The sequence below is a fragment of the Providencia sp. genome (assembly GCF_003533305.1).
Lineage (GTDB): Bacteria > Pseudomonadota > Gammaproteobacteria > Enterobacterales > Enterobacteriaceae > Providencia.
The window spans coordinates 1-22208 of the sequence record NZ_DOEH01000024.1; the positions used below are offsets into that span (position 1 = coordinate 1).

The window sequence follows — 22208 nt, forward strand, 5'->3', positions numbered from 1 at the left end:
GCAACGGGGCGCATTAAACCGTATTAGGCTGTTTACGTCAATGGATTTTTAATAAAAAACCTTAATTACTGACTGAGTGTTTTCTTTTTCGACAAAACTTGACCGTTTAACGCGCTGACGATGATTTTTAGCTCAATGCGCCTTTTTTACGGCATAATGCAATGGCTAAAATATCTTCAGAAAGATGTTGAGCAATCTGCACATCTTTTATGTCGTGCTGAACCAAAAGGCGGTTAAGGCAGCCTTCTAAAACTAACTCCATCTGGTTAGCGACTAATTCTGAATCTTCAATATCAAGCTCATCTAATAACTCTTTTGTGAAGCGAAATGAATTATCTTTTTGTAGGCGACTTAGTTGATGAATAGGGTGGTCTGAGTCAGGGTAATAGCTGCAAGCTGAGATAAACAGACAGCCAGGGAAACGCTCTTCGCTGACCTTTTCACTCAGTTGTTGGTAACGTTCTGTTAGCTTCTGTTGAGGACTCAGCGATTCATCAAGGAGCGTTTGGCGTTGCCATGTTTCAATCTGTTGCCCGTGAAAACGCAAGCAATCATAGATAAGGGCTTCATCATCTGGCCAAAACTGGCGAATGGTCGCGAAATCAGGCTCAATTTCATTCAGTAGGTTTTCCGTTGATGCGGATAAACCTTGTTTTTCCAGTTGGTTTAAGGCATGGCTTAAGATCGTTTCACGCTGGATAGGCATTATCATCTCCATCAGAATATTTCCCAGTTTGATTCATCATAGCAATGTTCAATATCTAATTATAGCGGTTTGCTTTATGAACGGAAAAACTAAGCGTGAATACGTATTGTACTGTTTACTGAGATAATTGAAGAGGGTGTCGGAAAACGGGCAGTAAAGTAGGTATATAATTTATTGATATTTAAGGATTGAAAACACTTATTTGAAAAAAAACATACGCTAATATTTTAATGTGGTCTTAGATGAGTGAATTAAAGAACTATAGTCATTAGATTTCGATATTTTTCATTATGGGAAATAGGAAATAGGAAATAGGAAATAGGAAATAGGAAATAGGAAATAGGAAATAGGAAATAGGAAATGGGAAATAGGAAATGGGAAATAGGAAATGGGAAGGGAGGGGGGTAATCCCCCCGAGCCTAAATTAATCAATAATGTTTTATTTATATTTGAACATTAATGAATCAACTTAGCTTCTGTATTGAAATTAACGAAATAAAAACTAAAAATATTCTTAACAAACTCGTCAATATCATGCTTTCTTAAGTCCAGAGCCTGTAAAATATCTAAAAGGCCTTGTATGGTAAGTGCATTTATGCCCCGTTCATAGCGAGAAACTTGTTGCTGGCTAATGCTGAGTCGAGAGGCGAGTTGTGCTCCAGTAAGGCCAACTTTTTTTCTACGGAGTTTTAAAAACTGGCCAATGTAAATAGACACTTCTGCATCTTCAAGTTGTAGATTATTTGTCATTCCTACTCCAGATAATATTGATGTAGGAGAATAATATTATTTAAATATGGAATTCAACATAAAATCATTCCCAGTGAAATATATATAAATATATATGAGGTGTTTCTGACGCGTATTAAACAAGGTTAATCATGTCATTTCCAATATTTATGACTAATGGATATTGGTATTTCAATAGATACTACCTATTTCAACTACGCAGGATAAGAGTGACAAAGTGGTTTTTTGCGGATTATAAAGCCTTTGTTTTTATTTTCAATGGTGTTTTATGCTGAATTTGTTTGTTTGAGATTCATTGTATAATATTAAATTTCACAAGTACTGTTGGGGTAGATATCTTATATTGGGCATTATTTTAGTGAGATAGAAATTGTTTGTTACACTAACACTGAGAGTATTAATATATATGTTTCAAATGAAACTTTTTATTCGTAGTACTTGTGAATAAACAATTCTATCTTAATTTATCATTTTTTTTACTATTGGAAACATAAATTGATATTTTATTTAACTTGATCTAAAAGACGAAATAAAACTATCTTATATTCTTGTTGCATAGCAATATTAAGTTCTGTTTCTTTTTTATTTTGCATTCTCGCTCTAGCTGAGGCGAATATTTGTTCCTTCGTCGCATTTTTTACAGCTAATAAAAAAGGAAAGCCAAATTTTTGGCGATAAGTTTCGTTAAGTTGTGCTAATTCTTTCGCCTCAGTTTCAGTACATTCATTTAATCCCGCACTTGATTGTTCTCCTTGAGATAGCAATGCAATGTCGTTATTACGCAAAGTCTTACAAGCAAGTTCAGGGTGAGATTTAATCAGCTCTAACTGTTTATCGGTTCCTGCATTTTCAACTACGTTGACAATATCGATATACATATCAACAAAGCCTGTAAATGGTCGTTGTTTTGCGGCTTCAACGATAGGCCAGGTGGTATCTTCAAAAATAGCGGAAAGAGATTTTTCATAGTTATCCGCTGACATACTATTGAGTTCATCAATAGTATAAGTTTGATTGGAAAAAGCATAATTTGACGTTAAGAGTAACGTTAATGGAAGAATGAATTTTTTAATTAATAGCATAGGGAATCCTTTCATGTTAAAGATGAAATATTAATAAACTTAAATTAAGAATGAAATTTAAATATTTAGATATTAAATACGTAAAGGAAAGGCATTTTTTATAAAATGCCTTTTATCTAACTTTGATAAAATAATCAATCAGAGCTCAATATCTCGATTACAATCTTTTGAGTAAATATAACTAAATTCTTTATCGCCAACCGCGTAACCGGCCTGAAGTGCATAAGATGCCATAAAGATATAGTCGCCTTCTTTCACCGGAACCCAGTCATTATCTAGGTTATACATACCTTGGCCAGTTAAAATTAGCGCCCCATGTTCTTGGTAGTGAGTTTCAATATAGCCGTGGCTTGCGCCTGGCTGGAACGTAAGAATATGAATGTTCATATCAAAACCGAGATCTTTCGGCAGTAAATCTTGAAGGTGTACATTATGCATGCCTTCGTAATCAATTTTAGGTAATTTATTGGTATTACCACATACGACATGAGCTTTATGACCTGCTGTAGGTTCATAAACTCGTTTGTATAAAAATAATTTAGAGGCTTGGCCTTTATTATTATTTTTAAAGCGTAAAGTAACGCCTGCGGGACAATATAAATAGCCACCTTGAGTTAATGCATGTTCTTCTTTATCTGAATAAGAGGTAATTTCACCGTCGATGACATAAACAATGCACTCAATCTTACCGCCGCCAAATCCGACTAAGTTACCGCCTTCGTTATTGAGAGTCACAAGATAATCAACAAAACTTGCACCTAATTTAGGTGTTGATAAGATAGTGACATTACAGTCGGTAAATCCCGGGATGATATTGCAGACAACACCATTAGGTGGAATGATGGCGTAATTATCTTTTTTGATAATGGCGCGTGATGCTAAAATATCATTTGGATAGCCAATTTGATTATTTAAATAACCCATACCATACTCTCCTATAGAAATTGTTTTTTATTATCTTATTTAATTATTCATGACATTTCAGTCAAATTAGAAAATAAATTTTTGAATATATTGAATATTGCTATTCAATATATGCCAGTTTATATAAAACTTCTGTGAGTAATTTTACCCCTTCAGCGAGGTCGGCGAGTTTCGTCGCTTCTGCTGGATTATGGCTAATACCATGAATACTCGGTACAAACATCATGACGGTAGGAATGTGTGGTGCAAAAATTTGTGAGTCATGGCCTGCTCCACTATGCATGACTTTGTAGCTATATTTATTTTCTTCACAAATAGTCTTAACAAACTCAACCAGTTCATTATTCATGGGGATTGGGCTTTCATCCATCCACAAATTTATCTCAGCCGTAATCCCCATTTCTTGGCAAATACGCTGAATATCGTTTTCAATAATTTCAGTGAATTGGACTAATATTTGTTTGTCGGTATGACGACAATCAAGGGTGAAATCAGTTTGTCCGGGAACGACGTTAACGGTATTGGGGTGCGGCACTACACGGCCAAAAGTAAGTACTAACGGATCGCCATATTGTTTTGCTTTTTCAGTTGATTCAAAACAGATACGACTAAATGCGCAGATAGTATCTTTGCGATATCCCATCGGTGTGGTGCCTGCATGGTTTGCTTCACCTTTTAACGTAATACTGTAGCGTCGTTGTCCAACAATATTATTAACGACTCCAATTGTAGTTTGCTCTCTCTCAAGAACATTACCTTGCTCAATATGTAGTTCGACAAATGTTTTGATATCATTACGAATGGGTTGATGAGCGGGACGAAATTGGAAGCCCGCAGTTGTCATGGCATCAACAAAATTAATCCCTTCAGCATCTGAAATGGATTTTACATCCTCAGATTTAGCGATGCCTACTACGTTTTTACTCCCCCAATAGGCATAGGGAAACCGGCTACCTTCTTCCTCTGCTAGGGAAACAACCTCTAACGTTCGTAATGGTTGTCCATAGGTTTTTTGCAAATAGTCTAAGGCAATATAAGCGGCTTCAATACCAAATTGGCCATCAAGGTTTCCGCCGTTGACGACGGTATCAATATGCGAGCCTGAGAGTATGACTTGATCGGGATATTTACTGCCTTTAATTTGGCCAAATAAATTACCGATATCATCGTAATATGCATTTAATCCTGAATGTTCAAAGGCATTTTTTAATGCTTTTTGGGCGCTAATCCATTCAGGCGTATAAAGCAGGCGTGTCATGCCATTATTTTTAACAGCACCATGCTTGGATAACCAATTTGAAGTTTCTTGAACTTCATGTGTAAAGTTCTTCATAAACTCACCAGTTAGTGATTTTTATACTGTGTGCTGTAGTAACAGACAGCTAGTGTTGTCACTAAACAGCAATATTTGTTCTCATAAGCTAAAGTAATTAATAGGTTCTGCGGTACGTTATTATTTGAAATGTCTTTCCCTAATTACCGGATGCCAGTGATCAGGGAAAGGAATACCGATATTATCTTAAGCTAAATCTTGAAATTAAATATTTGCAGAAGAGATACCGACTAATTAATTTATCCCTATTTTTTAGTTAGCTAGCAAAGGGAGATTTATTGTTGTAAGACTTTTGGTAAATATCATCAGAAATTAAATAATTATAAATTTCGTCTACAATCTCGATACCATTAGCTTCGCTTTGTTTTTCTCTATTTAAGCTGTTCTGCCCTGGATAAAGTACTTTTTCAAAACCAGGTGCAGGTTTAACGGCATTCAATTCTTGCATCACTTGGCTAATATGTTGACGGAACATCACAGGGTTAGTGAAATAGGCTGGATTTATAACAATATGTAATTGCCCGAGCTCTCTTCCTTGTGTTAAATCATGGTACATGGAGCTCACATGTTTACCAAAAGGTAGCCCTAATAAAACGCCAGATAAAATATCGACCATCATCATTAAGCCATAACCTTTAGGGCCTGCAATTGGTACTAAACCTGTAACTGCAAATGGATCAGTGGTTGGATTACCGTCTTTATCTACTGCCCAAGTGTCAGGTATTTTTGCATTTTTAGAGCGAGCATCGAGTACTTTACCCCATGCTTGAACCGTGGTGGCCATATCAAAAGTGATATTATCGGTTTCACCGGGAGCAGAAAATGCAATTGGATTAGTACCGTAGTATGGCTCAGCGCCCCCATAAGGGACCACCATTGGGTCGGATTGACAGACTGAGATACCGATCATGCCTGCATTTGAGGCTTGCTGAACAAAGTAGGATAACGCGCCACTATGACCGATGCGGCGAATGCCCACGACGGCGATACCGTTTTCTTCTGCCATTTTAATGGCTTCATCCATACTGAGTTTTGCGGCAACATGGCCTGCGCCATTGTCACCATCAAAAACTGCGCTGCAAGGGCCGGTTTTTTCGAAAGTAAAATTAGGTGAATTATTGGTTCCGCCTTTAGAAATGCGTTCTGAATAATATTCAACACGTACTGCTCCGTGGGAGTGAATTCCTTTGGCATCAGCATGAACTAACACGTCAGAAACAATACTTGCATGTTCTTCAGATAAACCTGCGGCATGAATTTTATTAGCGATAAGCTGGTGGAGTTTTTCTTTAGAAACTTTCATACTTAAATAACCCTTTAGTGTTTTCGAAGTTTAATAAAACTCGGTGCTAGCATCAATGTATCAACTAAATTTGGAATAAATGTGATCTAGGTTATTTTTATCTGATTTTATTAAAAATTCCATAAATCAACATACAATTATTAGAATGTCTTAAATAGTCATTTAATTGAGATGTTTTCTTTCAATGCCATGCTTATTTTAAAGTAATTTCTAACAATATATAAAATGTGACCATTCTCAACTTATTTTTCTCTTTAATTTGTAATTTTGTTTTTCAATATAAATATGTATTTACTTTTTTATCGAATATTAAGTAAATAAAATTCCGCCTAATAAAATGTTGTCTTAAGGATATTATTATGGTCCATGCCTTCATAAAAAAAGGGAGTTTCCAAGATTCAGTGAGTCTTATGCTGATATCTCGAAAATTAAGTGAATCTCCAAATGTATCTGAAATATCAGTCATGATGGGAACGCCTGCAAATAAATCATTGCTAGAGGCTACTGGTTTTTGGCATTCATCATTTGATGAAGCCACTCCGAATGATATTTGTGTTGCCATTAAAACTGAATCGGAAGATAGCGCAATTGTAGATGAAATCGTGATTGCCCTTGAAGGATCGCTAAAAGAAATAGCCCAAGGACAGCAACAAAAAGGAAAAAAACTTCAACGTGCGCGTAGCTGGCGGATGGCGAAAAGCAAATTGCCGGATGCAAATATTGCTCTCATTTCTATTGCAGGCGAATTTGCCGCAGAGCTTGCCAATCAAGCCTTAGATGATGGCTGCAATGTGATGATGTTTTCAGATAACGTGACACCTGAGGACGAACGAAATTTAAAAATCAAGGCAAGTAAACTAGGCTTAATTGTGATGGGACCCGATTGTGGAACCGCCTATTTAGCTGGCGCTCCCTTGGCTTTTTCTAATGTCGCGCCACAGGGCAATATCGGAATTATTGGCGCTTCAGGAACGGGTATTCAAGAGCTTATCTCTCAAATTACCCTTGCGGGTCAAGGGATCACTCATGCAATTGGTTTAGGCGGCCGTGATTTGACCGCAGAGATTGGCGGCATCAGTGCGATGACGGCAATTGATTTGTTAGCAACAGACTCAAACAGTGATGTGATTGCTTTTGTTTCTAAGCCGCCGGCAAAAGAGATCCGTGCCAATGTTATTGAAAAGCTTAGGGCGCAAGGTAAGCCTGTTGTTGCCCTTTTTCTGGGAACCACTCCAGAGGTTCGACAAGATGGTAACCTCTATTTTACGGAAACATTGGATGAAACGGCGCGTATCGCTGCAATGTTAGGGCGTGTACAAGCGGCAGCTAAAATTCAACCTCAAGGTCGCGGTAAAAAAATTGCTGGATTGTATGCGGGGGGAACTCTAGCAGCAGAATGTGCGATGCTACTCGCGACTAAGTTAGGCTTACAAACCGATGCAGCGCACTATCAAGGTATGATGCTAAATGAGGGTGGTCATAAAATTATTGATTTAGGTGATGATTTTTATACGCAAGGTAAGCCTCATCCCATGATTGACCCATCAACGCGTAATCAGCAAATCGCGAGTTTGGCACAAAAAACCGAGATTGGGGTGTTATTGCTTGATGTGGTGATTGGTTATGGTGCGCAGATTGATTCTGCTCAGACATTAGCAAAAGAAATTATATCACTAAAAGAGAAACGACCTACTAATGCCCCTATTGCGGTTATTGCAACCGTAACGGGAACAGAACAAGACCCTCAGGTACGCTCAGCGCAAATTACCTATTTAGAAGAGGCAGGTATTGCGGTGATGAATTCACTTCCTGAAGCGGTGACCCTTGCCTGTGCTGTTATCTCACCTTCAATTCCCGCTTTTCCTCAACAAGAACATCAAATATTGCAAAGCGTCTCAGTAATTAATGCTGGGGTTCGCAGTTTTGCTGACGACTTGCAAGCCAATGAGATCCCCGTTGTTCATTATCAATGGGCGCCTATTGCTGGTGGTAATCAAAAACTAGCTAATATTCTGAAAAAATTGAAATAAGGGTTTGGATATGTACTCAACGATTGAAGAAGCAAACGCCGCAGTAATTGAACGTATTCGTGCCGCTCGTCCTTTCTGGCAAAGTGTTGAACCGGCAAAAGTCGTGGTTCCGGCCTTACAAAAAGGTAAAAAGCTGTTACATGCGGGGCCGCCTGTCACTTGGGATGAAATGAGTGGTCCAGTTCGAGGAGCTTGTATTGGGGCTTGTCTATTCGAGCAATGGGCTGATACAGAAGAACAAGCACTCAAGATGTTAAATAACGATGAGATTGAGTTTGTTCCTTGTCATAACGTGAAAGCCGTTGGGCCAATGGGGGGGATCACCTCTGCCAATATGCCAATGTTGGTTGTAAAGAATATGACTCATGGTAACTATGCCTACTGCAATATGAATGAAGGTATAGGCAAGGTGATGCGATTTGGTGCATACGGCGAAGATGTGCAAACACGTTTACGTTGGATGCGTGATTCATTAGCGCCAGTGTTGAAAAAAACATTGCAGACTTTGGACGATGGCATTGATTTAACCGCGATGATGGCTCAAGGCATCACCATGGGTGATGAGTTTCACCAACGCAATATCGCAACCTCTGCATTGCTGCTAAGACAGCTAGCGCCGATTATGAGTTCGCTAGATATCGACAAAGATGAGCTGCAAAGTGTGCTGCATTTTTTAAGTATTACAGATCAATTTTTTCTGAATTTAGCGATGGCTTACTGTAAATCAGCGATGGATGCAGGCGCAGAAATTAAACAAGGCACAATTGTGACTGTTTTAACGCGCAATGGTAAGAATTTTGGGGTCAAGATCAGTGGGATGGGTGATGAATGGTTTACGGCTCCTGTCAACACGCCAGAAGGATTGTTTTTCTCAGGCTATAGCCAAGCGGATGCGAATCCGGACATTGGTGACAGTGCAATTACCGAAGCATTCGGCATCGGAGGTGCTGCAATGGTTGCCGCGCCGGGTGTGACACGTTTTGTTGGCGCGAGTGGCGGCATGAGTGCTGCGCTGGATGTTTCCGATGAGATGGCTGAAATCTATTTAGAGCACAATATGATGTTGCAAATTCCAACTTGGGATTTCCAAGGCGCATGTATTGGTTTAGATGCGCGCCGCGTGGTTGAAACGGGTATTACACCACTGATTAATACGGGTATTGCACATAAAGATGCAGGGGTTGGCCAAATTGGGGCTGGAACGGTGAGAGCGCCAATTGCCTGTTTTGAAAAAGCTATTATTGCACTGTCCAAAAAGCTGGGTATTACCGAATAAATCATCAACTTATCACGCTGAAGGAGATTGAAAAATGATAATGCAAGCGTTGTCAGTTAGCGAACATTTGCCAAAGGATACTGGGATATTGCGTGGCATTGGACGCTTTAATCACGCACTCAATTTTTTGACTCCTTCAGGTGATCTATTGACTTTACATCGTCACGGACGTGGTTTGAGTCCAATGGGGTGGATGGTATCCGAACGAGATTTTCAGGTGATATTTGAAGATGAAAGTGAATGTATTGAATATCAAAAAGATGTGATTATTGGGCGTAATTGGCAATTGCAAGCCCCTGAAAATCGGGTCTCATTGAAAATTTTGCCACAGAAGCTTTCGAGTTCGGTGATGGTGTCCTTATGGGATATTTTAAGGCAGTCCAAAGCAAAAAGTGGACTGCATGGCATGTTATCTCAAGTCACTAATGGAACGGTTCCTAGAGAGCTTCAGGTGCTTAGTGCTAATTTTCAGCGTTGGCGTCGTGGAGATAGTATTAACTGGCAATCGGTTGTTGGTAAAGGGCCCGGATTAACGCCAAGTTACGACGATATTTTAATTGGGATGCTATTAGTCAGTTTTTTAGATGAGCGTACTGATAGCCATAAATCACCGCCTTTTTTTCAAGATACACCTTCATTAGAGCTATTAACCACCCTGATTAGCGTGAATTATTTGCAGTTTGCTTCTCAGGGAATATTTTCTACACCATTGCAAACATTAGCAACCGCATTGACGCAGCCGATGAAATTGTCACAGGCGGTGCGTTTATTACTTCAAGTGGGGCACTTTTCTGGCGCGGATACCTTAATTGGTGTGTGGCTGGCTGGAATGGAAACCCATCATTAATTCAATTTTTCAAAAATAACTCATTGATGACGTCATTAAAATATAAGGATAAACATGGAAACGATAGTTGTTGCCTTAGGGGGGAATGCGTTATTAAAGCGCGGTGAAGTCCTTTCTGCTGACAATCAATATCATGCAATTGCTTCAATTGCAGATGTATTAGGTAAATTGGCTCAAAAATATCGTGTTGTTATCGTGCATGGTAACGGCCCACAAGTCGGCTTATTAGCGTTACAAAATTTGGCCTATCCAGAGGTGCCAGCCTATCCCCTTGATATTTTAGTGGCAGAAAGTCAGGGTATGATAGGGTATATGTTGACGCAAGAATTAGGCCGACATCACCCTCTACAACCAATAACCACCATATTGACGCGAGTAAGTGTGGATGCGAATGATCCCGCTTATCAAAATCCAACTAAGTATATTGGCCCTGTTTATAATGAAACTGAAAAAGCAGATTTAGAGGCAAAATTAGGTTGGACTATCAAAGCCGACGGCCAATATTACCGTCGTGTTGTCCCGTCCCCTGAGCCAAAATCAATTCTTGAAATTGATGCAATAAAATATCTATTAGATAAACATCATATTGTTATTTGTAATGGTGGTGGCGGTGTGCCGGTTATTCAACAAGGGAAAGGTTATCAAGGTAGTGAAGCCGTTATTGATAAAGATTTATCGTCAGCATTATTGGCAGAAGCAATTAATGCTGACCATTTAATTATTTTGACAGATGCTGATGCGGTGTATCGCCATTGGGGAACGCCAAAGCAGAGTGTAATTAGAACAGCAACGGTTGCCGATGTTGCACCTATGGCAATAGATGATGGCTCAATGGGACCGAAACTTATCGCAGTGAGCCGTTTTGTGAAGCGTTCAGGTAAACCTGCTTATATTGGTGCGCTTAATCAAATAGAAGCCATCCTTAGCGGTGAGATGGGGACAAAAATCACACCATAATCATGACTATTTTGTAGCTGGGTCAATGGCGCTCAATAAATTGTTAATGATTGGGTTCTGTAATTTGAATAGTTTAATCACTGTTTTTAATACTTCACCTTTGTGGCTGCTATTCCATGCTAAAGAAAGTGGAGAAGGGCGCCTTGGTCTTTTTATTGATTTAGCCATTAATTGACCGCTTGTAATATAAGGTTCACATATTGATGCAGGCAAAAAACCAATGCCAGTTCCCTTTAGATGGCAAAGTACTTTGGTACTCATATCGGGGACTTTGATTTCTCGTTGGCCTGATAACAGCCATGCTGTTCGTTTAGATAATATTTGTGAGGTGTCTTCAACATTAATTGTGGGATGACAACGGAGTTGTTCATCACTCAAAATGCCGTCGACATCTGCTAAGGGGTGATGCTTGGCAACAGCAAAGATCCACTCGATTTTACCTAAAAACAAGGTGTTGACGCTACTATCAAGTGATTCAGAACCAGGGACACCAATAGCAATATCACTTTTATTGCTTAACAGTGAATCCCATACCCCCATGTAAACATGGCGAGTAATATTGATACGAGTAAATGGAAAGCGCTCAGTGAGATATTGAATGAGGTCAGAAACGGCATCAGCTTGATAAAGTAAATTATTGATAGAAATTGTAATTTCTGGTTCGACACCTTCATTAATCAATTGTAATTGGCTTGGCATATTACTTAACCAGTGATGCCACTGGCGGCACTGTTCGAGCAGAAATTCACCTGCTGCGGTTAGGTTAACTGTTCGTGTGGTTCTCATAAACAGTTGTACGCCAACATGTTCTTCTAGCATTTTGATTCTATAGCTAATAGTAGCCGTACTTTTGTGGAGTTGTTTAGCTGCTTGAGAAAAACTTTGACACTGAGCAACGGTAATAAAGGTTGTCATGGTTTCTTGATCTAGCATTTTTTATTCCTCGGGCACAGGAAAAATGAAGTTGTGCAGATCCGTCTTAGTTTGCACTGGAAAGAGAACATTTCTGATGATAATTGAAAGCGATAAGTATAAATCACACTCAATTGTTAGAAATTATTATCTTACTGAATATTAAGAGATTATATATCTTTCAAATTATAAAAATGTGATGCACACAGTTTATTGGAAAATTTTTCCAATAAACTGTGTTAAAATAAAAACAACCTGATACACTGGTTTTATTATATCGATGATTATATTTGTTAATGATGGTGTGTTTATCCACTAATGTAACAGTGGCATGAATACAGTAGTGGCTCAAAATTTTTAGCGTGTTAGGAGAAAACAATGAAACTTGTTCTATCTGATCTGACACCGGAAGCGTTTGCTCCTTATGGCGACGTCATCCAAGTTGAAGGGTCTGATTTTTTTCATATTAATGAGGGGTCAACAGAGCGTTATCATGACCTTGGAAAAGTTGAAATCACGGATAGTAAGCCGGTATTGATGAGTATTAGTCGCTCAGATCCTTGTAATATACCGATGGATATCACGTTGCTTGAGAAACATCCACTATCAACACAGGCTTTTATCCCAATGAATGGCGAACGCTTTGTCGTCATTGTGGCAGAACCCGGCGATGATATCCCTGCTAAAACATTACGTGCATTTATTACGAATGGAAAACAAGGAGTTAATTATCATCGTGATGTATGGCATCACCCCATTTTTGCCTTTAAGGAAAAAACTGATTTCTTAACTGTAGACCGAGGTGGCGCAGATAATTGTGTCATTAAGAATCTACCTGAACCTTGTCAAATCGTTTTTCCTTAACTAATCTATTGGGCGATAATGGCTAATTGATAATGCTAGTGCCCGCCGATAGTAAACATAAAAGGTAAAAATAAATGACTGAACCACGTAAAAAAGGAAGACCACAAACAGATAAAAGTACACCAAAGGGTGCTCAAGCACTTGAGCGTGGGCTTGATATTCTTCAGTTTTTGGCTAACTCAGGTGGAAGTTCATCGGTTTCAGTACTCTCGGAGCAGTTGGGTCTACCATTATCAACGACGTTTCGTTTACTGAAAGTCCTTGAACAATCAGAGTTTATTTTTCAAGACCCTCAACTGGGTTGGTGGCACATTGGTCTACAATCATTCACTGTTGGCGCGACCTACATGAATGATCGCGATGTTGTTTCTGTGGCAGGTCCTTTTATGCGCAGATTGATGTTGTTATCGGGTGAAACGGCAAATCTTGCTATTCGCAACAATTTAGATGCAGTTTTAATTAGGCAGTGTGAATGTCATGCGTTAGTTAGAATGTGCGCGCCACTTGGTAGCCGTTTGCCTCTACATGCTTCTGGTGCGGGTAAAGCACTTCTTTTCCCTTTAGATGAGGAAGAGATGTTAGAACTTGTTATTCGTTCAGGCTTACAAGAATTCACACCAAAAACGATAACCAGTATTAACATTTTAAAGAAAGCGCTTGAACATTACCAAAAACTTGGTTATGTCATTGATAATGAAGAACATGCATTAGGTCTTAATTGTTTGGCAGCGCCAATATTTGATCGTAATAATTCATTGATTGCAGCAGTTTCTATCTCGGGACCAAGCTCTCGAGTGACTGAAGAGCGTTTTACTGAATTGGGTGAGCTAGTGCGTGATGTTGCAGCCGATATCAGTGCTGCATTAGGTGAGCGCCAGTAAAGTAATAAATTGGCACGAATAAGAATGATTGAATAGCGGGTGGCTAGCATCCGCTAATACAAATAGATAAATAACCCGTTTTTTTTAAACGGTTTTTTTTAGACATAAAATCAAGTTGGAAAAATTTTCCAATAAAAGGAGTTAGTATGGCTAAGATGCGTGCAGTTGATGCAGCAATGTATGTACTGGAAAAAGAAGGCGTTACAACCGCTTTTGGCGTACCAGGTGCTGCAATAAATCCTTTCTATAGTGCAATGCGCAAACATGGTGGTATTCAGCATTATTTAGCACGCCATGTTGAAGGGGCCTCTCATATGGCAGAAGGCTATACAAGAGCAAATCCGGGTAATATTGGGATGTGTTTAGGGACTTCGGGTCCCGCAGGCACTGATATGATCACGGCGCTTTACTCTGCATCAGCCGACTCAATTCCTATTTTATGCATTACGGGTCAAGCACCAAGGGCACGGTTACATAAAGAAGATTTCCAAGCAGTAGATATTGCATCAATTGCAAAACCTGTCACTAAAATGGCGACCACTGTCCTTGAGCCTGCATTGGTGCCGCGTGTATTACAGCAAGCCTTTCATTTAATGCGTTCAGGACGTCCGGGACCGGTTCTGATTGATCTCCCATTTGATGTTCAAGTGGCTGAAATTGAGTTTGATCCTGATACTTATGAGCCATTACCGAGCTATAAGCCTGCCGCAACGGTTGCTCAGGTAGATAAAGCATTAGATATGCTATTCGCCGCTAAAAAACCATTAATTATCGCGGGTGGTGGGGTTATCAATGCGGATGCATCAGACAAACTGCAAGAATTAGCTGAGATTTGTAATGCGCCTGTTATTCCAACATTGATGGGATGGGGTTCAATTCCAGATGACCACGAGTTAATGGCTGGTATGGTTGGTTTGCAAACATCTCATCGTTACGGTAATGCCACATTATTAGAATCAGACTTTCTGCTAGGTATTGGTAATCGCTGGGCAAACCGTCATACAGGTTCAACGGATAAATACGTTGGAAACCGTAAAACAGTCCATATTGATATTGAACCAACACAAATTGGTCGTATTTTCTGTCCTGATTTAGGGATAGTTTCTGATGCTAAATTAGCATTAGACTTATTAGTTGAACGCGCTAAAGCCCGTAAAAAAGCGGGAACATTGCCAGATTACAGCAAGTGGGTTGCGCAGTGCCAAGAGCGTAAGCGTACCTTATTACGTAAAACACATTTTGATAATACACCAGTCAAACCACAGCGCGTTTATGAAGAGATGAATAAAGCATTTGGTCGTGATGTTTGTTATGTCACCACGATTGGTCTGTCACAAATTGCTGCCGCACAAATGCTACATGTATTTAAGCCTCGCCATTGGATTAACTGTGGCCAAGCTGGCCCATTAGGCTGGACTTTACCTGCCGCTCTGGGGGTTTGTGTTGCAGATCCTAAACGTAAAGTAGTCGCTGTTTCTGGCGATTATGACTTCCAATTTATGATTGAAGAGCTTGCTGTCGGTGCCCAATTTAAATTGCCATATATCCATGTGGTAGTGAATAACGCTTATTTAGGCTTAATTCGTCAATCACAACGCGGTTTTGATATGGATTATTGTGTTCAACTCGCGTTTGAGAATATTAACTGTGATGTTATCGGCGAGTATGGCGTTGACCACGTTAAAGTTGTTGAAGGTCTTGGTTGTAAAGCCATTCGCGTATTTAAACCCGAAGATATTGCGCCAGCCTTTAAGCAAGCTGAAAAATTAATGAAAGAGTTCAGTGTTCCTGTTGTGGTTGAAATCATTCTTGAGCGTGTGACGAATATTTCAATGGGAACTGAATTGGATAACGTGACTGAATTTGAAGAAGTGGCAACTTCTGAAGCGGATGCACCAACGGCAACGGCATTCTATCAATATAAATAAGGAAATAAGCTGATGACAAAGTTTGCAGCTAATTTATCGATGTTATTTACTGAAGTTGATTTTATGCAGCGTTTTAAACTCGCCGCTAAGAATGGCTTTAGTGCTGTGGAATATATGTTTCCTTATGATTTTCCAGCGCAAGCGATTAAAAAAGAACTTGATGATAATAAGTTAACTCAAGTTCTCTTTAATCTTCCTGCTGGTGATTGGGATGGTGGAGAGCGTGGAATTGCGTGCTTACCTCAAAGACAAGAAGAGTTTCAGCAAGGTGTTAAGCAGGCTATCGAATACGCAAAGGTATTAGGCTGTAAACAAATTAATTGTCTAGTTGGCCGTAAAGATCCTGCGCTTTCTGAAGCCGAAACGCTTATCACGTTAGTACAAAACTTACGTTTTGCGGCTGAATTACTGTCTAAAGAAAATATTCGTTTACTTGTCGAAGCGGTGAATACTTTTGATATTCCGGGTTTCTATTTAAACCGTTCTTTTCAAGTGAAAGAATTAATTAAACGCGTTAATCATCCAAATATTTATTTTCAATATGATATTTACCACATGCAGCGTATGGAAGGTGAATTAACTGAAACAATAAAGCAGTTATTTAATCATATCTCACATATCCAGTTAGCGGATAACCCAGGGCGTCATGAACCGGGAACCGGGGAAATAAATTATACCTATCTGTTTGAGCAACTTGAAGCTATGGGCTATCAAGGGTGGATTGGCTGTGAATATAAACCGGCCACAACCACAGAGCAGGGTTTGGATTGGTTAAAACAATATTCATAATGAGGGGTAGATCATGAAATTAGGCTTTGTGGGTTTAGGTATTATGGGTGCGCCAATGGCGGCGAACTTGATTAAAGGTGGTCATGAGTTAGCGGTTAATACTCGAGGTACTCTTCCTACTTCTTTATTAGAAAGCGGTGCTAAAGCCTATAATAACCCGAAAGAAGTGACAGAAAACTCAGATGTCATATTTATTATGGTGCCAGATACTCCGCAGGTTGCTGAGGTTCTATTTGGTGAGAATGGCTGTGGTTTTGCCAACTTAAAAGGCAAAATTATTGTAGATATGAGTTCTATTTCACCGATAGAAACCAAAGAGTATGCGAAAAAAATTAATGAACTTGGTGGCCAATATCTTGATGCACCGGTATCCGGTGGTGAAGTTGGCGCTCAACAGGGCACACTCAGCATCATGGTGGGGGGAGAAGAGGCTTCATTTTCCAAAGTGAAACCATTGTTTGAACTGATGGGTAAGAATATTAGTTTAGTGGGCGGTAATGGTGATGGACAAACATGCAAAGTTGCTAATCAAATTATCGTTGCACTAACCATTGAAGCGGTAGCAGAAGCACTTGTATTTGCTTCTAAAGCGGGTGCAGACCCAGCACGAGTACGTGAAGCGTTGATGGGGGGATTTGCTTCTTCAAGGATCTTAGAAGTTCATGGTGAACGCATGGTTAAGCGTACATTTGACCCAGGTTTTCGTATTTCGTTACATCAAAAAGATTTAAATCTTGCTCTACAAGGCGCTAAGGCACTGTCAATGAGTTTGCCTAATACGGCGACTTGCCAAGAGCTTTTCAATCTATGTGCCGCACATGGTGGTGAAAACAATGATCATTCGGCATTAGTGAAAGCTATTGAAATTATGGCAAATCATAAGCTCAGTGATTAAGTTACCGAAGTCGTAGTATGTTCTAAAAAAGTAATAAGTAGTTACAAGTAGTAAAACAGTTTAACTAGTCGTTTATTTGCCCCACGTATGTGGGGCTTTTTTTATGGGTAATAATTAAATTTTTTATGTGAAAAAAATAAGTTAGAGACAAATTTTTTTTAAAAAAAACGGAGCCTATAAATTAAGGCTCCGCTTTTATATTAAATTAACTTAGTTAAGTTTTATTTTACAGCATCCCATTTGAATATATTTTCAAGAATTATTGAGATAATAATGCCCATTAATAAGCCATTAGTGACAATAGGTCTTATCATTAATGGAATATCTTGCATATATGTTGGTGGAACACTCATTAAAAATATACCAATAAATAAAGGTAGTGCAAGGCGATAAATATTTCTTGGATTGAGCTCAAGTATGCGAATAAAGAGCAAAGAAGACCAAAGTAAAGGCAAGTAAGTCACCATCATAACGGTACTACTGATGACTAAAGGAAACGAAGAAAACAGACTGGATAAAATAGGAACCAAGCTGATAATTAAAAAGAAAATAGAGCCGATCACAAAAGGTTTTTTGCTGAAATCATTCGTTTGTGTAATGAGTCCGATAGAAGAAACGAAAGGCGCAAAAGGCACAATACCTAAAGGTGAACAAATAAATGTCATAGTACCGGAAGTAATAAAACTTCTTTTGTACATTGCTGGTGTTGAAGGGGTCTCAGGATTGAACATATCAGTCCCTTTGATGGCGCCAAAGGTATTTGAGGTATTGAGTAATGAAGCAATAATGCAGGTCACGACAATACCATAATTGATGGTTTCAATTTTACCTAATGGGAAAAGTTGCCAATTAATACTATTTGAAACGGTGGATTCTGATCTGAATAAAATTAAGAATAAAAACCAACCAAGAATTGACCCGATAAGTACTGCATATTTATTAATATTTCGAGGAAGAAGTACAATAATCGCAATGATGATCGCCATAATAAATAAAGCAAGTAGGAACGTTTCAAAGTTAATGTGCACAATATCTGTTGTTGCACTGAATGGGAGACCAAGCATGCCTTTTAGGAATATAGTGATTAAATTCGCACCTAATAAAAACATGAATACAGCCATGACACCGGGTGAAAATAGTAAAGCGAGATATTTCCCTGCACCACTAATACCAATTATAACTGTAATAATCCCTGCTATAGCAATACCAACCGCGAAGCTTCCACCAATCACTTCAAGAGGTGTGCCTTGAGCTGACTCGGCAAATGTCACTGAAAGAATAGTTCCCCACCATAAACCGGCTGGGCCTTCCATAATTGACCGTTTATGACCTGCAATAGCTTGAATCAAGCAAGCAACTGATGTTGCAAGGAAGGCATATTGAGTAATTGTTAGTGTTGTTGCATCAGACAGATGAAATGCAGATTGTAATGTAGGTGGAATAACAACAGTATTGCAAAAAATAAAAAAGAACCATTGCAGGCCAGACAGACAGTTATCTTTGTTCAAACTAAACATAATCACTTCCTATTAAAATGACAATACAGCACACTCAATTAAGCGTGTGCTGTATCGTTCAATACAACATTACTGCTGGTGCTTCAATATAAATTTACCAATTGGGTTTTTACGCACACCTGTTTTTAACTCATAGATGGTTTCACCACGTAAAATGGTACGAGCAATTTGAGCGCCAATTTCTCGACCAATGTATGGGCTAATTTTATGACGGTATTCCAAATCTTCAGATTTTAATTCATAAGCTGAGTTAGGTTTGATGAAAACAAAGTCAGCATCTTTACCGATGGTAATAGACCCTTTATGTTTTAAGCCAAATATTTTCGCGGCATTAGTTGCCATTATTTGGGCAAACAAAGGTAGGCTCATCCCACGTTTCTGAACGGCTTCATCATACATAATATCTACACAGTTTTGCATTCCAGCAATACCACCCCAGGATTTAAATACATGACCCTCTTTCATTTCTGGTGGACATGGGGAGTGATCAGAGCCTAAACAATCTATTTCACCTTTGAATAATTTCTCCCACATTCCTTTTTGATTCTGTGCATCTCGGATAGGTGGCGAACATTTAGCGGTATTGCCAATTTTGGCAAAGTCATCAGTTGTAAGGGCAAAATAGTGTGGGCAAGATTCTGCGGTTACCTTTTGACCTTCATTACGCGCTTTGGTGACTTCATCGACACCTTCAGGACTACTAATATGGCAGATATGGACTGGGCAATTCGCAACTTTGGCGAGATAAAGCACGCGGCGAATAGCTTCAATTTCAGTATATACAGGGCGAGAGGCAACATAATCATGTGCAGTTATCCGTCCTTCAGCCTCAGCTTCAAGGCCTAATGCGTCACAGATTGCTGCATTTTCGCAGTGAATGAGTACGGGAGAACCAAACTCGCTAATAATTTCAGCACCACGTAAAAACTGAAAGTCATTAACTTCACGGAAGTCATTATCAATTGTTTTATCACCACAGGTTGCAATAAAGCATTTGAAGCCGACAACGCCTACATCATCAAGTTCGTGTAATTTCCCTAGATTATAAGAAACCAATCCCCCGAGTTGTGCTGCATCAACGGATAATTTACCGGAAGCAGCATCAAATTTAATTTCAATACTTTCACGGTCAACCGTTGCGGGTAATTGGTTTAAAGGCATCTCGATAATTGTTGTTATACCGCCTTTTGCTGCTGAACGGGTTCCGGTTTGGTAGCCTTCCCAATGCGTTCTGCCGGGCTCTGATATATGTGCGTGAGGATCAACCATACCTGGAGATACAATTAAACCGACTGCATTTATTTCTTCTTTAGCACCGGATAAACCCGCGCCAATGGCAGATATTTTGCCATCTTTTATCGCAATATCAGTAATTGTTGCTTCGTTTTCAAGAATGACAGTGCCGTTTTTAATGATTAAATCGTATGACATAGGTATTCCTTAGATAAGATTATTCTTTCATTTTATTAACATTACTGTTCAGCGTATTATTCGATATATTAAAAATTAATGAGCTGAATAGGTTCTTTATTCCAAACTACGCAGGGTTCTTTATTGCAATATCAGAATCCGCATTTAATAAAGCTTCTTTTTGTATTGCTTTTGTTGTGTCTTTTTTAAATAAAGAGTAGAGAACGAAAGCTAATATCACGCCTGCGAACCAAGATACTCGCGATACAGGTTCAAGTATGGGGATGATTTTTCCACCGAGAGAGAAAATAACGGCAATAACAGTGACAACGAATGCCGTAATATTAAATCCGTGTTCATAGAATTTATAATCACCCGCCTTTGTATACAGCACATCTAAATTAATTTTCGTACGCATCACAATAAAATAGTGGGATAACATGACACCGACTACAGGACCTAAAATACCGCCGATAATATCTAAGAAAGTATAAATGCTGTCCTGATTTTCAATTAATTTCCAAGGCATGATTAATACACTGATAATACTGGCGATGATAACACCGTGACGATAAGTTAATTTTGATGGATACAATGATGCAATTTGATAGCCTGCTGGGATAATGTTACCTGCCGCATTTGTTGAAATCGTGGCCATCAATATGACAATAACAGCAAATAGTGACGCGTATAAACTATCCCATTTTTGCACAATGTCGAGAACGTTCCATGTATCTACACCGTAGTGAATACTAGCGCCTGCTAATATACACACACTGCTGATAGCAAAGAGTAAGTAGGCAACAAGTAAACCGGCGGTTTGTCCAAAGGCTTGTTTCTTGAAACTAGATGAATATTGCGTGAAGTCTGAGGCATTTACCGCAGGTGCAGCCCAGACCGCGACCACGCTATTAATTACGATGAAAAAGAAAAAGACTTTACTTGGCGCTTCGCTAATTCCGTTTGGAATATAGTCAAGAATAGGTTGAATACCTACTAAAGAGATTGACCAGATTGCCATACCACCAAATAGTATGTAGATACAAGGATTTAAGATTGCAGTCAGTTTATTGAGTACTTTACCGCCACCGAGTCCGATAGCGACATTCATGGCCCAAAAAATAATAAACACCATGAAAGCAGGAATCGTCACACCCATATAGGTTTCGCCATTACCGATGTTTAAAAATTCAGGCCAAATTTTACCAATGAGAATTAATAAGGCCAGTGAACCGGTAAAACATTGCAAGCCAAACCACATAATCGCTGCAACACATCCTCTTAATATTCCTGGGAAAAGTGAACCTTTGATACCATAAGATGCACGAAGTAGCATGGGAAATGGAATACCATATTTAGAGCCGGCAGCACCATTCATTACCATGATAAATGCAATACAAATGGAGCTAAGTACAATAGCAAACATGATATTCATGGTTGAGAGACCTAAAATGAAAAAGCCGCCCACCATTAGGTAATTTGGAACGTTGTGTACAGATCCCATCCAGAGAGTAAAATAATTAAATGCTTTCCATGTTCTTTGCTCGGGATCTTTAGGTAATAGGTCATCAGTGTAACCACGTTCACGATAAATCTCTTTTTCGTTTGATCGGTTCATATATGTGTCCTTTCACGCATATAATTTAAATATGAAAGCGAGAGATTTAACTAATCGAATTTTTAATAAAATACCAAAGTTATTATTTCAAAATTTTAAACAATCTTATTTTTTATATATGCGTCAACTTAATAACTTATTATTTATATATAGTTATTAGTTAACTTTATTTTATTATTATTACTA

At 38.9% G+C, this 22208-nt stretch carries 19 protein-coding genes; 9 read left to right on the forward strand and 10 right to left on the reverse strand.

The features are described from left to right. Positions 1–127: 127 nt before the first annotated feature. The 6 genes from DD649_RS16270 to allD form a co-directional block, all read right to left on the reverse strand. Positions 128–706: a transcriptional regulator gene (locus DD649_RS16270; protein WP_294109204.1), complete on the reverse strand. Its 579-nt coding sequence runs from the start codon at positions 704–706 to the stop codon at positions 128–130. 456 nt (positions 707–1162) lie between these two features. Further along, positions 1163–1456: a helix-turn-helix transcriptional regulator gene (locus DD649_RS16275; RefSeq protein WP_294109212.1), complete on the reverse strand. Its 294-nt coding sequence runs from the start codon at positions 1454–1456 to the stop codon at positions 1163–1165. 503 nt (positions 1457–1959) lie between these two features. Beyond that, positions 1960–2538, reverse strand: coding sequence for a 2-oxo-4-hydroxy-4-carboxy-5-ureidoimidazoline decarboxylase (gene uraD / locus DD649_RS16280; RefSeq protein ID WP_294109219.1), 579 nt, complete (start codon positions 2536–2538; stop codon positions 1960–1962). Between the two features lie 138 nt (positions 2539–2676). Continuing rightward, positions 2677–3462, reverse strand: a complete 786-nt coding sequence (allE, locus tag DD649_RS16285; protein ID WP_336430966.1) for a (S)-ureidoglycine aminohydrolase — start codon at positions 3460–3462, stop codon at positions 2677–2679. Positions 3463–3562: 100 nt separating this feature from the next. Then, entirely contained in the window at positions 3563–4795 is a 1233-nt protein-coding gene (allC, locus tag DD649_RS16290; protein WP_294109227.1) for an allantoate deiminase, read from the reverse strand. 256 nt (positions 4796–5051) lie between these two features. Beyond that, the gene (gene allD, locus DD649_RS16295; protein WP_294109236.1) at positions 5052–6098 is read right to left on the reverse strand and encodes an ureidoglycolate dehydrogenase; all 1047 of its coding nucleotides are present in this window, start codon (positions 6096–6098) and stop codon (positions 5052–5054) included. Positions 6099–6457: 359 nt separating this feature from the next. On the opposite strand from allD, the gene fdrA reads away from it, so the two are divergent. Genes fdrA through DD649_RS16315 form a run of 4 tightly spaced genes read left to right on the forward strand, consistent with a single transcriptional unit; the run spans position 6458 to position 11208 of the window. Further along, a complete protein-coding gene (fdrA, locus tag DD649_RS16300) occupies positions 6458–8128 on the forward strand; it encodes an acyl-CoA synthetase FdrA (RefSeq protein WP_294109242.1) in 1671 nt (556 codons plus the stop codon). 10 nt (positions 8129–8138) lie between these two features. Beyond that, a complete protein-coding gene (locus DD649_RS16305; protein WP_294109249.1) occupies positions 8139–9404 on the forward strand; it encodes a DUF1116 domain-containing protein in 1266 nt (421 codons plus the stop codon). Between the two features lie 34 nt (positions 9405–9438). Continuing rightward, complete coding sequence (locus DD649_RS16310; protein WP_294109258.1) at positions 9439–10251, forward strand: DUF2877 domain-containing protein; 813 nt, start codon at positions 9439–9441, stop codon at positions 10249–10251. Positions 10252–10305: 54 nt separating this feature from the next. Next, positions 10306–11208, forward strand: a complete 903-nt coding sequence (locus DD649_RS16315) for a carbamate kinase (protein WP_294109263.1) — start codon at positions 10306–10308, stop codon at positions 11206–11208. Positions 11209–11214: 6 nt separating this feature from the next. On the opposite strand, the gene allS is transcribed toward DD649_RS16315, so the two are convergent. Further along, on the reverse strand, positions 11215–12141 hold the full coding sequence (allS, locus tag DD649_RS16320) for an HTH-type transcriptional activator AllS (RefSeq protein ID WP_294109264.1): 927 nt from the start codon (positions 12139–12141) through the stop codon (positions 11215–11217). Positions 12142–12498: 357 nt separating this feature from the next. On the opposite strand from allS, the gene DD649_RS16325 reads away from it, so the two are divergent. The 5 genes from DD649_RS16325 to glxR all read left to right on the forward strand — a co-directional run bounded on the left by DD649_RS16325 (position 12499) and on the right by glxR (position 17477). After that, entirely contained in the window at positions 12499–12984 is a 486-nt protein-coding gene (locus DD649_RS16325; RefSeq protein ID WP_294109273.1) for an ureidoglycolate lyase, read from the forward strand. A gap of 74 nt (positions 12985–13058) precedes the next feature. After that, positions 13059–13865: an IclR family transcriptional regulator C-terminal domain-containing protein gene (locus DD649_RS16330; RefSeq protein WP_294109282.1), complete on the forward strand. Its 807-nt coding sequence runs from the start codon at positions 13059–13061 to the stop codon at positions 13863–13865. 146 nt (positions 13866–14011) lie between these two features. After that, on the forward strand, positions 14012–15793 hold the full coding sequence (gene gcl / locus DD649_RS16335) for a glyoxylate carboligase (RefSeq protein WP_294109290.1): 1782 nt from the start codon (positions 14012–14014) through the stop codon (positions 15791–15793). Positions 15794–15805: 12 nt separating this feature from the next. Further along, positions 15806–16582, forward strand: coding sequence for a hydroxypyruvate isomerase (gene hyi / locus DD649_RS16340; RefSeq protein WP_294109299.1), 777 nt, complete (start codon positions 15806–15808; stop codon positions 16580–16582). 13 nt (positions 16583–16595) lie between these two features. Then, complete coding sequence (gene glxR / locus DD649_RS16345; protein WP_294109305.1) at positions 16596–17477, forward strand: 2-hydroxy-3-oxopropionate reductase; 882 nt, start codon at positions 16596–16598, stop codon at positions 17475–17477. A 221-nt stretch (positions 17478–17698) separates the two neighbouring features. Here the strand turns inward: glxR and DD649_RS16350 are convergent, their stop codons facing one another. From DD649_RS16350 to DD649_RS16360, 3 genes are all read right to left on the reverse strand, one after another. Beyond that, positions 17699–19000, reverse strand: a complete 1302-nt coding sequence (locus tag DD649_RS16350; protein WP_294109313.1) for a uracil/xanthine transporter — start codon at positions 18998–19000, stop codon at positions 17699–17701. Between the two features lie 63 nt (positions 19001–19063). Next, on the reverse strand, positions 19064–20425 hold the full coding sequence (allB, locus tag DD649_RS16355) for an allantoinase AllB (protein WP_294109319.1): 1362 nt from the start codon (positions 20423–20425) through the stop codon (positions 19064–19066). 106 nt (positions 20426–20531) lie between these two features. Further along, positions 20532–22022: a putative allantoin permease gene (locus DD649_RS16360; protein WP_294109328.1), complete on the reverse strand. Its 1491-nt coding sequence runs from the start codon at positions 22020–22022 to the stop codon at positions 20532–20534. Positions 22023–22208 lie beyond the last annotated feature (186 nt).